The sequence below is a fragment of the Sphingomonas hankyongi genome, assembly GCF_023516575.1.
Lineage (GTDB): Bacteria > Pseudomonadota > Alphaproteobacteria > Sphingomonadales > Sphingomonadaceae > Sphingomicrobium > Sphingomicrobium hankyongi.
The window spans coordinates 372,621-386,897 of the sequence record NZ_JAMGBE010000001.1; the positions used below are offsets into that span (position 1 = coordinate 372,621).

General features: G+C 63.7%; 15 protein-coding genes and 1 tRNA gene. 8 read left to right on the forward strand and 8 right to left on the reverse strand.

The features are described 5' to 3' along the window. Window positions 1–22: 22 nt before the first annotated feature. Complete coding sequence (locus LZ538_RS01910) at window positions 23–1,420, forward strand: M48 family metalloprotease (protein WP_249830312.1); 1,398 nt, start codon at window positions 23–25, stop codon at window positions 1,418–1,420. Further along, window positions 1,417–2,130: a DsbA family protein gene (locus LZ538_RS01915; protein ID WP_249830313.1), complete on the forward strand. Its 714-nt coding sequence runs from the start codon at window positions 1,417–1,419 to the stop codon at window positions 2,128–2,130. Before LZ538_RS01910 ends, LZ538_RS01915 begins: the two co-directional genes overlap by 4 nt. 1 nt (window position 2,131) lies before the next feature. On the opposite strand, the gene LZ538_RS01920 is transcribed toward LZ538_RS01915, so the two are convergent. Together LZ538_RS01920 and LZ538_RS01925 are read right to left on the reverse strand one after the other, a co-directional pair. Beyond that, on the reverse strand, window positions 2,132–2,776 hold the full coding sequence (locus tag LZ538_RS01920) for an RlmE family RNA methyltransferase (protein WP_249830314.1): 645 nt from the start codon (window positions 2,774–2,776) through the stop codon (window positions 2,132–2,134). Continuing rightward, on the reverse strand, window positions 2,773–3,828 hold the full coding sequence (locus LZ538_RS01925; protein WP_249830315.1) for a Ppx/GppA phosphatase family protein: 1,056 nt from the start codon (window positions 3,826–3,828) through the stop codon (window positions 2,773–2,775). Before LZ538_RS01925 ends, LZ538_RS01920 begins: the two co-directional genes overlap by 4 nt. 158 nt (window positions 3,829–3,986) lie before the next feature. On the opposite strand from LZ538_RS01925, the gene LZ538_RS01930 reads away from it, so the two are divergent. Further along, window positions 3,987–4,060: transfer RNA gene (locus tag LZ538_RS01930), tRNA-Gln, on the forward strand. A 3-nt stretch (window positions 4,061–4,063) separates the two neighbouring features. Here LZ538_RS01930 and LZ538_RS01935 read toward each other — a convergent pair. Continuing rightward, window positions 4,064–4,636 carry a GIN domain-containing protein gene (locus LZ538_RS01935; RefSeq protein WP_249830316.1) on the reverse strand — a complete coding sequence of 191 codons (573 nt, stop codon included), beginning with the start codon at window positions 4,634–4,636 and terminating at the stop codon, window positions 4,064–4,066. A gap of 102 nt (window positions 4,637–4,738) precedes the next feature. Between LZ538_RS01935 and LZ538_RS01940 the strand changes: the two genes are divergently transcribed. Then, complete coding sequence (locus LZ538_RS01940) at window positions 4,739–5,488, forward strand: glutathione S-transferase family protein (protein ID WP_249830317.1); 750 nt, start codon at window positions 4,739–4,741, stop codon at window positions 5,486–5,488. 2 nt (window positions 5,489–5,490) lie between these two features. Here the strand turns inward: LZ538_RS01940 and LZ538_RS01945 are convergent, their stop codons facing one another. After that, the gene (locus tag LZ538_RS01945; protein ID WP_249830318.1) at window positions 5,491–6,012 is read right to left on the reverse strand and encodes a response regulator; all 522 of its coding nucleotides are present in this window, start codon (window positions 6,010–6,012) and stop codon (window positions 5,491–5,493) included. A gap of 189 nt (window positions 6,013–6,201) precedes the next feature. Continuing rightward, window positions 6,202–6,954, reverse strand: a complete 753-nt coding sequence (locus tag LZ538_RS01950) for a cell wall hydrolase (protein ID WP_249830319.1) — start codon at window positions 6,952–6,954, stop codon at window positions 6,202–6,204. 314 nt (window positions 6,955–7,268) lie between these two features. Between LZ538_RS01950 and LZ538_RS01955 the strand changes: the two genes are divergently transcribed. Beyond that, window positions 7,269–7,676 (forward strand): EVE domain-containing protein, encoded by a 408-nt coding sequence (locus tag LZ538_RS01955; protein WP_249830320.1) that lies wholly within the window; start codon window positions 7,269–7,271, stop codon window positions 7,674–7,676. Between the two features lie 197 nt (window positions 7,677–7,873). Beyond that, complete coding sequence (locus LZ538_RS01960) at window positions 7,874–8,854, forward strand: TIR domain-containing protein (RefSeq protein WP_347402737.1); 981 nt, start codon at window positions 7,874–7,876, stop codon at window positions 8,852–8,854. Between the two features lie 24 nt (window positions 8,855–8,878). Here the strand turns inward: LZ538_RS01960 and LZ538_RS01965 are convergent, their stop codons facing one another. Next, window positions 8,879–10,831: a serine/threonine protein kinase gene (locus LZ538_RS01965; RefSeq protein ID WP_249830322.1), complete on the reverse strand. Its 1,953-nt coding sequence runs from the start codon at window positions 10,829–10,831 to the stop codon at window positions 8,879–8,881. 97 nt (window positions 10,832–10,928) lie between these two features. On the opposite strand from LZ538_RS01965, the gene LZ538_RS01970 reads away from it, so the two are divergent. Continuing rightward, a complete protein-coding gene (locus tag LZ538_RS01970; RefSeq protein ID WP_249830323.1) occupies window positions 10,929–11,642 on the forward strand; it encodes a PP2C family protein-serine/threonine phosphatase in 714 nt (237 codons plus the stop codon). Between the two features lie 4 nt (window positions 11,643–11,646). Here the strand turns inward: LZ538_RS01970 and typA are convergent, their stop codons facing one another. Further along, window positions 11,647–13,461 carry a translational GTPase TypA gene (typA, locus tag LZ538_RS01975; protein WP_249830324.1) on the reverse strand — a complete coding sequence of 605 codons (1,815 nt, stop codon included), beginning with the start codon at window positions 13,459–13,461 and terminating at the stop codon, window positions 11,647–11,649. A gap of 124 nt (window positions 13,462–13,585) precedes the next feature. Between typA and LZ538_RS01980 the strand changes: the two genes are divergently transcribed. Continuing rightward, the gene (locus LZ538_RS01980) at window positions 13,586–13,810 is read left to right on the forward strand and encodes a plasmid stabilization protein (RefSeq protein ID WP_249830325.1); all 225 of its coding nucleotides are present in this window, start codon (window positions 13,586–13,588) and stop codon (window positions 13,808–13,810) included. 3 nt (window positions 13,811–13,813) lie between these two features. On the opposite strand, the gene LZ538_RS01985 is transcribed toward LZ538_RS01980, so the two are convergent. Continuing rightward, window positions 13,814–14,218: a MarR family winged helix-turn-helix transcriptional regulator gene (locus LZ538_RS01985; protein WP_249830326.1), complete on the reverse strand. Its 405-nt coding sequence runs from the start codon at window positions 14,216–14,218 to the stop codon at window positions 13,814–13,816. Window positions 14,219–14,277: the final 59 nt, after the last annotated feature.

A 14,277-nucleotide genomic window follows, 5' to 3' on the forward strand; every position in this document is an offset into this window, starting at 1 on the left:
CAAAGATGGTAAGCCGCCCCCGATGACATCACCGGTCTCCCGGCTTGCGCGTCTGGTAATGCTCGCGCTGATGCTGTTTTCTGTCAGCTGGCAGCCCGCAGCCGCGCAGGACTCTGGTCCCTCGATCCTTCGCGACAGCGAGACGGAAGCCCTGTTCCGCGACGCCTCTCTGCCGCTCATCCTGGCTGCCAACCTGGATCCGAACAGCGTGCAGGTCGTCCTTTTGGGCGATCCGGAGATCAACGCCTTCGTCGCGACGGGGCAGACCGTCTACATTCAGTCCGGCCTGCTGCTTGCTGCGGACGACGTTGGTCAGGTCCAGGGCGTGATCGCGCACGAGCTCGGGCACGTTGCCGGCGGTCACTCGATCCGCCTGCAGCAGGGTGCAAACCAGGCCACGGGCATAACCATCGCGACGATGGTGCTCGCCGTTCTTGCGATGGCGGCAGGCGCCGGCGAGGCAGGCATGGGCATCTTGGCGGCCGGCCAGCAGGCCGCGATGGGGGAGTTCCTGGCTTTTAGCCGAACCCAGGAAAGCTCAGCAGACCAGGCCGGCGCGAAATATCTGTCGAAAGCGGGCATCAGCGGGCGCGGGCTGCTGAAGTTCTTCAGCAAGCTGCAGAATCAGGAATATCGGCTCGCGATCTATGCAACCGACAGCTACGCCCGGACGCACCCGCTCTCATCGGAACGCATTCAGGCACTAGAGCAGGAATTCCGGCAGGATCCGGCCTGGTCGCACCCTGTCGACCCCGGGCTCGAGGCGCGCTTCGAGCGCGTAAAGGCGAAGCTTCTCGGCTTCTCGAACCCGAAGCAAGCCGTTGTGAAATATCCCGAGACGGACCAAAGCATTCCGGCACATTATGCGCGAGCCTATGCCTACCACGTCGGCGGTTATCCGGACAAAGCGCAGTCCGAGGCCGATGCGCTGCTGGCCGCCGACCCCCACGATCCCTATTTCCTGGAGCTTAAGGGACAGGTCCTGCTCGAAGGCGGCAAGCCTGCCGAGGCCATAGCGCCGCTTCGCGAGGCGACTACGCGTTCCGGAAATGCACCCCTCATTGCGGCCATGCTCGGGCATGCCCTCGTGGCGACCGAGGATGCCAAGAACTTCGTGGAGGCGAAGCAGGTCCTGAAGACCGCCGTGGCCCGCGACAATAAGAACCCATTCGCCTGGTATCAGCTGGGGATCATTTACGACCGCGAGGGCGATCAGGCGCGCGCCGCGCTGGCGACTGCCGAACGAAACAATCTCGAGGACAATCCGAAGCTCGCCCTCGCCAGCGCGCAGACCGCAATGAAGGGCATCCCGCAAGGGTCGCCCGACTGGCTTCGCGCGCAGGATATCGCCATGGTTTCCAAGGCCGAGCTGGCCAAGAAAGACAAACGCTACCGGGACAAGGACGAAAGCAAGCAGTGAACGAAAAGAGAGGATCGTCGCTGATGACGGCGGCGATCGCGGGGGGGTTGATAGGGTCGCTGCTCACCGCGGCTTTGCTCATCTTCGCGATGCCGGAATATCTCAGCAGCCGCATCGTGCGGCAGGGCATGTTGGCTAATCCCAACATCCTGTCGGAGACGGTCGATGCTCTGCGGGATCAGCAATATGCTCCAGTGCTGGCCTCAAACCGCCGCGCCCTGGAAACGCCCTTCGGAAGCTCCTGGAAAGGCGCCGAGAAGCCCGAGGTGACGCTGGTCGAGTTTTACGATTACGCCTGCCCCTATTGTAAGGCGAGCAACCCCAGCGTCGACCGCTTGCTGCGCGAGGATCCGGGCTTGCGCATCGTCTATCGTGAGCTTCCAATCCTGGGCCCCGACAGCGTCGTTGCCGCCCGCCTCGCTCTTCAGGCTTCCAAGCAGGGCCGTTTCGGCCAGTTCCACGACACCTTGTGGAAGGCGGGCAGGCCGGCCCCGCAAACCATCGCCGTAGCGGCGCAGGCCGCGGGCATCCCGGCGCAGCCGGTCAAGGACCCGGCAATCGAAGCGGAGCTGAAGAGCAATTTCCAGCTCGCGGGCCAGCTGGGCGCAACGGGCACTCCGGTGTTCATCGTCGGCGATAGGGTGATGAACGGGGCAGTGGGCTACGAAGCGCTGAAGAAGGCGATAGCGGACGTTCGCGCGAAAGGCTGAGCTACCCGCCCTCGCCTTTGAATCCTTGCGCGATCACGTACCACTCGCTCGAATCCTTGCGGCTTGCCGGAGGCTTCGCGTGCTTCACGCTCGTGAAGCTCCGCTTGAGCTCGGCCACGAGCTGATTGTCGGCTCCGCCGGCGAGGACCTTGGCGACATAGGCGCCGCCGGGCCGCAGCACTTCCTGCGCAAACTCCAGGCCCGCCTCGACCAGCGCCATGGTGCGCAAATGGTCGGTTTGCTGATGGCCGACCGTATTAGCCGCCATGTCGGAAAGCACGAGGTCTGCCGGCCCTCCAAGAGCCTCGTTGAGCTTTGCAGGCGCATCCTCGGCCATGAAATCCATCTGGAGGATGGCGACGCCGTCGAGCGGGTCCGTCGGAAGCAGGTCGATGCCGACGACGCTGGCCTGCGGAGCCTTCCGGCGCACGACCTGGCTCCAGCCGCCGGGAGCAATACCGAGGTCCACGACGGACTTCACACCCTTGAGCAGTCCGAAGCGCTCGTCGAGCTCGATGAGCTTGTAGGCGGCGCGGCTTCGATAGTTCTCGGCTTTCGCGCGCTTAACGTAGGGGTCGTTGAGCTGTCGCTCGAGCCAGCGCGTCGATGAAACCTTGCGGCCCTTGGCCGTTCTGACGCGCTTCACAATTGCCAGCCGTCACGCGCCATCAGCGAGCGCAAAATGCCCTCGCGGATGCCACGATCGGCGACACCCAGGTTCTTCGCCGGCCAAATCTCCATGATGGCTTCAAGGATCGCGCACCCGGCAACCACCAGATCGGCCCGTTCGGTTCCGATGCATGGAAGGCACGAACGTTCCTCATAGTCCATGCCCGCGATCATGCCGCTGATCTTCTGCATGGCTTCGATAGGCACATGAAGACCGTCTACGGCGCGGCGGTCGTAAGAAGGCAGCGCGAGATGAACACTCGCCAGTGTGGTCACGGTGCCGCTCGTGCCAAGCAGGCGAATACCCTCGCGCGTGTCGGGCAGCATGAGCGCGAAATTGGCGAACGCGCGCCGCACGCGCTCGCGCATGCGCTTGTAGGCCTTGATTCGGTCGGGACCTTCGAGCGCCTCCCGCCCCTCGCTCTCCGTAAGCGACACGACGCCCCACGGAGCGCTCCACCAGCTGTGGATTCGTGGCGTTCCGTCCACCTGGTCCACCAGGACAAGCTCGGTCGAACCGCCGCCGATGTCGAAGATAAGCGCCGGTCCATCGCCCGGCTCGAGCAATTTGTGGCAACCCAGCACGGCGAGGCGCGCCTCTTCCGCCGGCTCGATAATATCCAGGACGATGCCCGTCTCGTCGCGGACCTTGTCGGCGAACTCGTCGCCGTTTGCCGCGCGACGGCACGCCTCGGTCGCTACTGAGCGTGAAAGCGACACGTTGCGCCGCCGGAGCTTGTCCGCGCAGATCGAAAGCGCGCCGAGCGCCCGGTCCATGGCGTCCTTCGAAAGGGCGCCCGATTGGGAAAGGCCCTCGCCCAGCCGAACGATCCTTGAAAAGGCATCGATGACGGTGAAGCCGCCCTCCTTGGGCCGCGCGATCAGCAGGCGGCAATTGTTCGTTCCAAGGTCGATTGCGCCGTACGTGTGGCGATGCGTCTCGCGCTTCCACGGCGGCCTGGGTTCTGATGGCCTGCTCTGCTCAACATGCCCCTGCAGAGCCGGCGCACTGGCGACTTGCTGCGCCATCACACACGCCCATTCTTTTTCACCGCTCAGATCAGCGGCTAACTTGATCCCGTTTAATCACATCAGGGGTGCGTTGGGCAAGGTCCTGCCGGTTTCGCGCCGTTGACACGGCCCGGGCGGTGTCTCTATCTCGCCGCCTTTCCGCCGCCTGCCGGCGTTGCCCCGTCGTCTAATGGTAAGACTACGGACTCTGACTCCGTCAATCGTGGTTCGAATCCACGCGGGGCATCCAGGATTATTGAACGCGCTCGACCGTTCCGCCGCTCGACACCGCCGAAGAAACGTCTGGATTGCCACGGTAGCGAATGGCTCCGCCGCTGTTGACGGCGGCGGACAATTTGGCCGGCGTGCCTAGCTCGATGCTCCCGCCGCTGTTGACGGCGGCGGAGACGTCGCTCGCGCGCAAGCTGCGCATGTCGATCTTGCCACCGTTGGAAACCGCGACCGCGATGTCGCCCTGCGAGGCGAAGCCGTCGCCGAAACGCATTTCGCCGCCGTGCGAAACGGCAACGGCATCGAGGTTCGGCGTTTGGATCTCGACATCGAGCCGATAGCCCTCGGGACAGCGCACATTGCAGTTCTCAATTTCGAGGCTCGCATGCTTCACTTTGAAGCTCGTGTAGGCGCTGCTGCCGTTGCGAATCGTCACGCGCTGAACGGCGCCTGGAACAATCCTCACCGTTCCACCGCCTTTGAGGCCGACCGCGTTGAAATGCGGCACTGCGACGGCTTCGGCTGCGCGCGATTGCGCGGCCGGAAATAGGACCGTGGCGGAGGCCAGGCAGAATATCGTGACGATCGGGCGCATGATTCACTTCCTTCGTGGGGGCATTCGCTACATTTGTAGCGCTCTGTTCGAAGGCTGTCCAGCCGCTTGCCGATAAGCCTTCCCCTATGCATGAGGTGCCGAATGGACCGCCCTCTCACCGTCATCGGCAGCTTCGTCAGTCCCTATGTGCGCAAGGTTCTCGCCTGCCTGTCGCTCAAGGGCCTGGCCTATGAAGTCGATCCGATCACGCCGTTCTTCGGCAATGACGAGTTCGAGCGGCTGAGCCCGCTGCGGCGCATCCCGGTGCTCACCGACGGGGACTTTCACATCAGCGATTCCTCGGTGATCTGCGCCTATATCGATGAAGCTTATCCCGGCCATCCCCTGTACCCCCGGGACCCGAAGGACCGGGCACGCTCAAGGTGGGTGGAGGAGTTCGCAGACAGCCGGCTGGGCGAATTGTTCATCTGGGACCTATTCTACCAAAAGGTCGTCCGCCCCCTGGTTTGGGGTGAGGCAGGCGATCAGGAGCGGATCGATCGCGCCCTGACCGAAGGCATTCCCGCTGCCCTCGACTATCTGGAGGAGGAGCTGCCCGCCGAAGGGTGGCTATTCGAGGAAATCGGCGTCGGCGACATTTCCGTCGCCAGCTTCTTCCGCAACGGCGCCTACGCTGGCTTCGAGGTCGACGGAGATCGCTGGCCGCGAACTGCGGCGTTCGTTCAAAGGGTGCTGGAGCACTCCGCCATGGCATCGCTTCTGCCGTTCGAGGACGTTCAGCGAAGCGTGGACATCAAGGGTCGCCGGCAGGCACTGCTGGATGCCGGCGCGCCGCTTTCGCCACACACGTGGGGCGTGCGGGAGGCCCGGAAAGGCCCGATGCGCCTCTGAAGCTAAGCCGCTCGCTGGGACCCGCCGAGCGGCCCGGAAATCCAGTGTTCGAAGCGCGTCAGCAGCGAGGGCTTGGATGGGATGAAGCCCGGCTCTACGGGCGGCGCGACGCTTTCCGTTTCGTAGAGCATCAAATTCTGCGGAATCTTTGGCCTTAATGTCTCGCGACCGCGCAGCAAATCCTCGGCCATGGCGAGCGACCGGTGCACATCTTCGGCCGTGAATGGCTTGGTCAGGCAGCCAAGGGCAAGGTCCGGCATGGGAAAGCTCGGCGCCTTGCCGCTTACGAACAGGCAGGCGACGCCTATGTCGTTCAGCCGAACGGCCACCGAAAAGCCGGTCGTCGCATGGGCCAGGTGCAGGTCGAGCAGGACCAGGTCCGGATCATGCTCCTCCGCGGCAGCGATTGCGGCATCTGCGTCCGCCGCCATCGCCACTACGCGATATCGCGGATTATCCTCGACCAGATATTTGAGCGTCGTTGCAAGCTGCGTGTCGTCCTCGACAATTTGGATCCTCAGCACTCGCGGCCTCCCCTCTTCCGAAGATTCCCCCCGGAAAATCCGTAACTTGGAGACTCACCCGAAATGAGTCTGCTGCGAATCCCCCTTGAACGAGATTATCGGCGAACCGAGTCCCGCCCGCGCCGAAGCGCAAAAAGAAGGCGCCCCGGGATAACCCGGAGCGCCTCCACCCCCTCCAGCCTTGGCTGGTTAAGCGCGATAGAAGATATGCGCGCCGATCTGTTGAGCGCGGCTCAGGCGACGGCCCCACGAGGGCGCGACATAGGTCGCATGATACCAAAGGACGTCGTCGGAGACGCTCGGAACGATGTTTGCGGTCGCGAGGCGAACGATTCCCACCGCGTGCCTCCAGGAGGCGGACGCTTCGTCCACCGACGGGAACTGGCCGCTGTGCGGATTGACGAAGGAGAACTGCCACGGCTGCCTGACCACGCCGCACCAGCTCCCGGGGTACTTGCCCGAAGCGGCGCGGTTCATGATGACCCGCGCAACCGCAAGCTGCCCTTCCAGGGCTTCGCCGCGCGCCTCGTGATAGACGGCAACCGCCATGCAGCGCGATTCCTCGTCGAGCTGCGCGCTCGCGCCATATTTGTCGACCAGGGCGTAAAGCGGCCAGCCGGCCTTGTAGAGCCACGACGCTTCCGTGGTGATGGACGGCGCCAGCTGCAACGTCACCGAGCGCGCGGGCTGCGCCTGCACGACCGAGCCGTTGCCCAGCGTGACCGCAGTGGTCGTCGCAACGGCCTTCTGGACCAGGTTTGCGACCGGCGCGGCCACGTTACCGAGCGGCTTGGCAGCCGCATTGATGTCCAGCGCCTGCACGGCGGCCGGATTTGCGGTCAGCTTAGAATAATCCTGAGCAACCGCTTCGCTCGAACCGAGCGCAAGCATAAACATGCCCATCACCGCGGACGCACCGCGGCTGCCAAGCAGCTTGATCACTTACCTTTTGCCCTCAAATGGCGGACGAAGGGCGCTCACTGGCCACCTCTGCTCGTCCGTCTTGCTCTCGAGCCTGGCGTCTAACGCGCCGCTGGCTCACTCGCTTTTCAATCGCTGAAGCCCAGATATGGAATGTGTTAACCGGTTCCAAGCAATGAGCGGTGAACCGTTTAACACCCGCGATGGAATCCGGAACACTTTCAATTTGTTCACTTTTTCGGCCATTTGGCGCGATTTGCGGCTCAACTGGCCGTCTCTACCCATCGGCTCATCGGACGGGTAACGATTAACTGTTTCACCCAGGGACAAGTTGAATGGCTTATTGGCTGATGAAGTCGGAACCTGAGAGCTACAGCTGGAGCGATCTTGTGCGCGATGGCGGTACCGAATGGGACGGAGTGCGCAACAATGCGGCTAGGCCGCACCTGAAGGCCATGAAGGTCGGCGACCGGGCGTTCCTTTATCATAGCATGAGCGACAAGGCGGTCGTCGGCATCATGAGAATCGTGCGCGAGGCACAGCCGGATCCGAAAGATGCCGATTGGGTCTCCGTCCGCGTCGAGCCGATCGAAGCCCTCGCGCCCGTCACCTTGTCGACGATCAAGGCGGAACCTCGCCTCGCACAGATGGAGCTGATCCGGCAGTCGCGGCTGTCGGTCGCCCCTGTCAGGGAGGCCGAATGGGACGTCGTCCTCGAGCTTTCGAAGCGCGACTCTCCGTAGAGACAGGTGTGCCGCCCTTGGACACATTCTCACTTCAGCCTCGACTTTGGGCTTAGATTAAAAGAAATTAACCGCGATCGGGCGCGTGAGTCGCGGCACGCGTGTGTCCCTGTGCCTGCGTAGTGCAGCCGCGATATTGAGCTGAGCGCAGTCTCAGCGGTGAAGGAGCGGGGACTCTGTCCGGGACTGATCTTTTCATTTCCTACGCCCGTGCGGATCGCGCGACTGCGCGCATGTTCGCCGACGGCCTCGCTGCGGAAGGTTTCAGCGTCTGGTGGGACGCTTCGCTTCACTCGGGCGAGACGTTCGATGAGGTCATCGAGCAGAAATTGCGGGATGCCGGCGCGGTTGTCGTCCTGTGGTCGCCGCGCTCGGTAAGCTCGCGTTGGGTGCGCGCCGAAGCGACGCTCGCCGACCGCCGCAAGAAACTGGCGCCCGCAATCATCGAACAATGCGACCGCCCGATCATCTTCGAGCTGACCCATGCCGCGGATCTCTGCGAGTGGACCGGCGACGTCACTGACATCCACTGGCGCACGTTCGTCGACGATCTTCGCAGGCTGCTCGAAACCCGCAGGAATGAGGAAGCAGCCGCGCAGGGGCACGCAGCGCCGCACCCGGCGCCAAAGCCCGCTCATCATCCGGCTCCGCAAGCGCAGCCTGCTACCCGTCAGCCGCTGCGGCCCGGCAGTCACGAGGTCATCTTCGCTGGACGCAGCCGCGCTCCGGCCGCAACCGACGAAAGGCAGGAGCATGCCGGCGAGCTGCCGGTTCAGCAGGCGCCGGCGGCAGACCCCCAGGGAGAGGTGCATTGCCTCGAATTGGAGGATTCAGCGCTCGGCGACGACGTGTTCATCATCGACTCTTCAGGCGTGAAGATCGGCCGCAAGGATCCGGCGGACATCGTCCTTTCGGACAAGAGCATTTCGCGCGAGCATTGCATCATCGGCCTGGCCAGCGACGAGTTGCTCGTCACAGACCTGAACTCGACCAACGGGACTTATATCGATGATTCCCGCATCACTCGGGCGACCATCCTGCCTGTCGGATCGCTCCTGCGGATCGGCCAGGTCGCCTTGCGGCATAACGTGCGCACGCGTGCCGAAGCCGAAGCGCACGGCAGCTTCGTCAGTCCGAACAGGGGCTTGCCGCCGGGCAGGCTGGCCGCGGCGTCCTGACCTGACGCTTGGCAAGCTAAACGCTTATTGATCCTTGCCCAGGAACTGAACGTAGGCGCGCGTCTGGTTCGCCTGCTTGATGAGGCGATCGGCATCCCGGTCCGACTGAATGCCGCGCATCGAATCTCTTAGGGTCTTGAGATTGGCGTCGTAATTCCTCGCGAGCGCTGCATTCTGGCTGTTGCCCGATTTCATGACCCTTTTCGCCTGCGAACGGGCATCGTCCACGATCGAATAGAATTGCGCGAGCTTGGCCTTGGACACGCCCCCGCCCGAGCTTCCGCTTTCTTCGCTGGCCGTGCTGGTCGAGGCAGTGGCAGTCGCGGCCTTCGATTTCGCGGCGACGGCTGACTGCGCACCGGTCTTGGCCTGCTGCGCGGCCTTCATCTGCGCTTTCTGCAAAGCCTCCAAGCGGGCTTCCGCGGCCGCGGCCTTTGCCTGTTCCTTGCGCAGGGCCACATCTTCGGTGGGCTGTTCGGTCGTCGGCGCCGCCTCTTCGACCGCTGCATTGCCTGTTTCGTTGACGGCGGCGTTCACGTCGGTCGTCTCACCCGTTCCGAGCGCTGCAATCGCGCCTTCCGAATTATCGGTTCCGGTCGTCGCGATCTCGGACGCGTTGGTGTCGGCGCCGGACCCTCCGCGCATGGTCAGCGCGCCCACTCCCACGACTGCAAGCACCGCCGCGGCCGCGCCCGCCATGACTGCAGGACTGACCTTTTTCTTTTCGGATGGCGTTCCGGCAGCGCCTGCCTTCGGAGCCTTCGCTGCCGGCGGCGGAGCCGGCGTTTTGGTCGGCGTAGCGGCGGCCGCCGCACCGGCAGCCCCAACGGCGGCTGCAGCCAAGCCAGCGCCCGCGGTCCCGTCCGCTTCGGCGGGCTCGGCGGCTTCGTCTTTCTGCCCCTTGCGCTTCTTGGCTCCAGTCTCTTCACCGGCGCGCTTGAAGCTCGCCTCCTTGGGATCCTTCGGAACGCCCGTCTCCACCGGCTCCTTGAGATCCACCGGCGTCGGAGGCACCGGGACTATGCCTTCGGATTCGACCTGACCGGCGTAGAATCGCGTAGCGTCGTCGCCATCGACGATTCCGACATTCTCGTCCTTGCCGAACATCGCGAGCCAGTCGCCGATGGACTGCGGCCGCTCGTCCGGTTTCACGACCATCGCGGCATCGACGCCGGCGAGGAACCTCTTGGTGTAACCCGGCCATTTGCCTTCCGACAGCGGCTTCCCGAGCCCGGCATGCAGCCGCTCGAGCACTTCCGGCGGCTTCTCGCCGGTGATGCACTCGTACATGACGACCCCAAGGGCATAGATGTCGGTCCACGGCCCCTGCGGATATGTTTTCACATATTGTTCGATCGCGGCGTAGGGCGGCGTGTGGAACGTGACCTTCGTGCTCGTGGCCTCAGCGGCTTCGAACCGGGCGGAGCCGAAATCGATCAGGACCGGCCGATTGTCCTCGTTGATCAGAATGTTCGGCGGCTTGATGTCACGATGGAGCACACCAACGCGATGAGCCCGGTCGAGCCCTTCCGCGATCGGCCGGAGGATGTTCCACAGGCTGCGCTCGTTGAAGCGCCGGCCCTGCTTGACCATCTTCGACAATGACGTTCCGTCTTCGAAGTCCATCACCATGTAGGCGGTGCCGTGGATCTCGAAGAGGCTCCGAACGCTGACGATGTTGGGATGCCTGGAAGGGGTGGACAAGTTCCAGAGGAGCTTCGCTTCCTCGACGAACTTCTTGAGGCCGAGCGCGTGCACTTCTTCGGCGTCGGAATCGATCGGGACGACCGTGTCGTCCGAATCCCGCTCGCTGATCGAGCTCGGGAAATATTCTTTGATCGCGACGAGTTCGTCGAAATAGATGCCGCGGCCCTTGTAGACTATGCCGAAGCCGCCAACGCCCAGAACTTCCTCTAGCCGCCACTCACGCAGCACAGTGCCCGCAGGCAACGCCTTATTGCTGTACGCCTTGGTCATTCGCCGAGAGCCCCCCTCGACATTGGTTATGAAAAAGGAAATCGCACGAACGTTAAGCGATTGCTAGTCTGCGCTTAGCAGGATTCGCGGGGGCAGAATGCGCTTTGAATGCGTCAGTCGCACTCATGTTGGTCTGAAGCGCAAGATCAACGAGGATTCGATCCTCGTGGAAACGCCGCGCGGCCTGTGGGCGGTCGCCGATGGAATGGGTGGCCACGAGGCGGGGGAAGTCGCAAGCGCGATGGTCGCCGAGGCACTCCGGAACCTGCCGAGCAGCGATAATCTCGACGAATTCGCCACCAGCGCAACGGACTCGCTCCGTCGGGTGAACGACGATCTGATCCGGCTCGCCCAGACCATGGATAGTGAACGAACGATCGGCACGACCGTCGTAGCGCTAGCGATCGATGGAGACCGCTTCCGCTGCCTGTGGGCTGGAGACAGTCGCGCCTATTGGCTCCGTGGTGGCCAGATCATGCGGATCAGCCGCGATCACAGTCTGGTCCAGGACTTGGTCGACGTCGGGATGCTCAAGCCGGAGGAGGCCGAGGGCCACGAGAACGCAAACGTCATTACCCGCGCCGTGGGGGTGCGGGAGACGCTAGAGCTGGATAGCGTCAGCGGAGACGCGCGGCCAGGCGATCTTTTCCTTCTCGCAAGCGACGGGCTGACGAGGCTCGTCGACGATCAGGAGATCGCTGCCGAGATCACCCGCGGGTCGCTGGACGAGGCGGCCGACAATCTGATCGAGAAGGTCCTCGAGCGCGGAGCGCCCGACAACGTATCGCTGATTATCGTCCGGCAGAACTAAAGGCTTAAGCCGCTTCGAGCTTTCTCGCCTGGCGCTTGCGCTCGTGCGGGTCGAGGAACCGCTTGCGGATACGCACGACCTTGGGCGTGACTTCCACCAGCTCGTCGTCCTGGATGTAAGCGATTGCCTGCTCGAGGCTCATGCGCCGCGGCGGGGTGAGGCGGATGCCTTCGTCCTTGCCGCTAGCCCGGAAGTTGGTGAGCTGCTTCGATTTGAGCGGATTGACCTCGAGGTCCTGCGGCTTGGCATTCTCGCCGATGACCATGCCCTCATAAAGATCCTCGCCGGGCGAGATGAACAGCACGCCACGCTCTTCCAGCGCGTTGAGAGCGTAGGCGACCGCCTTCCCCTGCTCCATCGAGATGAGGACGCCGTTCTGCCTTCCGGTAATCGGCCCCTTGTACGGCCCGTAGCGTTCGAACAGCCGGTTCATGATGCCGGTGCCGCGCGTGTCGGACAGGAACTCGCCGTGATAGCCGATGAGGCCGCGGCTGGGCGCGCTGAAGGTCAGCCGCGTCTTGCCGCCGCCCGACGGACGCATGTCGGTCATCTCGGCCTTGCGGAGCGCCATCTTGTCGATGACGGTGCCGCTGAACTCGTCATCGACGTCGACGACGACGGTCTCATAGGGTTCCTCGCGGCCCGACGGGCCGTCGCGGAACAGGACGCGCGGCCGGGAAATCCCAAGTTCGAATCCTTCGCGGCGCAAAGTCTCGATGAGCACGCCGAGCTGAAGCTCGCCGCGACCCGCGACCTCAAAGCTATCGTTGTCGGCGGCGGTAGTGACCCGGATCGCGACATTGCCCTCGGCCTCGCGCTCGAGCCGCTCGCGGATCACGCGGCTCTGCACCTTGTCGCCGTCCCGCCCGGCATAGGGGCTGTCGTTGACGGCGAAGCTCATCGCGAGCGTCGGCGGGTCGATCTCTCGCGCGTGAAGCGGCGCGGCGATCGACGGGTCGGCAATGGTGTTGGAGACGGTCGCCTTGATCAGGCCGGCGATGGCGACGATCTCGCCCGCTTCGGCGCTGTCGACCGGCACGCGCTCGAGCCCGCGGAAAGCGAAGATCTTGGTCGCACGGCCATCCTCGACGAGGTTGCCGTTCACGTCGAGCGCCTTGATCGGCATGTTGACGTCGAGGCGGCCGCTATCGATGCGGCCGGTGAGGATCCGGCCCAAGAACGGGTCGCGGTCGAGAAGCGTCGCGAGCATCCGGAACGGGCCGGCGTCGACGCGCGGCGCCGGAACGTGGCTGACAATGGTCTCGAACAAGGGCGTGAGGTCGCCTTCGCGAACGTCGTCGGTGAGGCCAGCGTAGCCGGCGCGGCCCGAGGCGTAGAGCGTCGGGAAATCGAGCTGCTCGTCATTCGCCTCGAGGTTGAGGAACAATTCGAACACCTCGTCGAGAACCTCGGCCGGGCGCGCGTCGGGGCGGTCGATCTTGTTGACGACGACGATCGGCTTGAGGCCGAGCGACAGCGCCTTGCCGGTGACGAACTTGGTCTGCGGCATTGGGCCCTCGGCGGCGTCGACGAGCAGGATCACGCCGTCGACCATCGACAGGATGCGCTCAACCTCCGCGCCGAAATCGGCGTGGCCGGGTGTGTCGACGATGTTGATATGCGTTCCATGCCAATCGACCGAGGTGCACTTGGCGAGGATGGTGATCCCGCGCTCCTTTTCGAGGTCGTTCGAATCCATCGCCCGCTCCTCGACGCGCTGGTTGTCGCGGAACGTGCCGGACTGGCGGAAGAGCTGGTCGACAAGTGTCGTCTTGCCGTGATCGACGTGCGCGATGATCGCGACGTTGCGCAGGTTCATGTCAATTTTCCCGGAAAATTCGAGCCGCCCCCTAGCTCAAATTGGCTCATGCTGCAATGCAGCATGGCAACAGCTTTCGAGGCAAAGCGTTCATCGCACGAGGGAAATGTGCAGGAGATGAACCATGCCCCGTGGTGCGTACACGAGTAAGCAGGACCGCAAGGCTGACCATATCGAAAAGAGCTACGAGAAGCGTGGCGTTTCCAAGAAGGAAGCCGAAAGCCGGGCCTGGGCAACGGTCAACAAGCAGGACAAGGGCGGCAAGAACGCCGGTCATGGCCGCTCGTCGAGCCGCAGCGCCGCCGCCAAGAAAGGCTGGGAAACGCGCCGCCGCCGCGGCAACGGCTGAGGATTAGCGCTCTAGGATTTCGATTGCGCGTTCGATCGCACGAAGCTCGCTATGAGCTAGCCGCTCCAGCCTCAGCGCCAAACCTGAGCTCGATCTCGGCTGATCGGCGAGTTCGTCTCGCCCCGCCTGCGTAAGCCGTAGTGCAAGCCGCCGACGGTTGTCGGGATCCTGCGTGCGCTCGACAAGGCCAGCGCGGACCAGCAGGTCGACCGACCGGCTGACGGCTGGCGCTCCGCGTCCCACCGCCTTCGCGATCTCGTTCAGGGTCGCCGGTGCACGGGCGCCGATCTCGGCCATCAACCGGCGCCGGGCGCGCTCGGCTCGTTCGGCCGGGCCGTCCGCGACCCAATTGTTTGCGATAATGGTGAAACGCTGCGCAAGCGCGGCTGGAGAGGATCCGCCAAACATCGTTTGCAGACTAACAACAATGACGCGTCCCGCAATATTGTTGATCTGAATTTGACGCT

Coding starts and splice junctions, on each gene's coding strand:
- LZ538_RS01910 (WP_249830312.1), top strand. CDS start 23: ATGACATCACCGGTCTCCCGGCTTGCGCGTCTGGTAATGCTCGCGCTG.
- LZ538_RS01925 (WP_249830315.1), bottom strand. CDS start 3,828: ATGGCGCAGCAAGTCGCCAGTGCGCCGGCTCTGCAGGGGCATGTTGAG.
- LZ538_RS01935 (WP_249830316.1), bottom strand. CDS start 4,636: ATGCGCCCGATCGTCACGATATTCTGCCTGGCCTCCGCCACGGTCCTA.
- LZ538_RS01940 (WP_249830317.1), top strand. CDS start 4,739: ATGGACCGCCCTCTCACCGTCATCGGCAGCTTCGTCAGTCCCTATGTG.
- LZ538_RS01955 (WP_249830320.1), top strand. CDS start 7,269: ATGGCTTATTGGCTGATGAAGTCGGAACCTGAGAGCTACAGCTGGAGC.
- LZ538_RS01965 (WP_249830322.1), bottom strand. CDS start 10,831: ATGACCAAGGCGTACAGCAATAAGGCGTTGCCTGCGGGCACTGTGCTG.
- LZ538_RS01970 (WP_249830323.1), top strand. CDS start 10,929: ATGCGCTTTGAATGCGTCAGTCGCACTCATGTTGGTCTGAAGCGCAAG.
- typA (WP_249830324.1), bottom strand. CDS start 13,461: ATGAACCTGCGCAACGTCGCGATCATCGCGCACGTCGATCACGGCAAG.
- LZ538_RS01980 (WP_249830325.1), top strand. CDS start 13,586: ATGCCCCGTGGTGCGTACACGAGTAAGCAGGACCGCAAGGCTGACCAT.
- LZ538_RS01985 (WP_249830326.1), bottom strand. CDS start 14,218: ATGTTTGGCGGATCCTCTCCAGCCGCGCTTGCGCAGCGTTTCACCATT.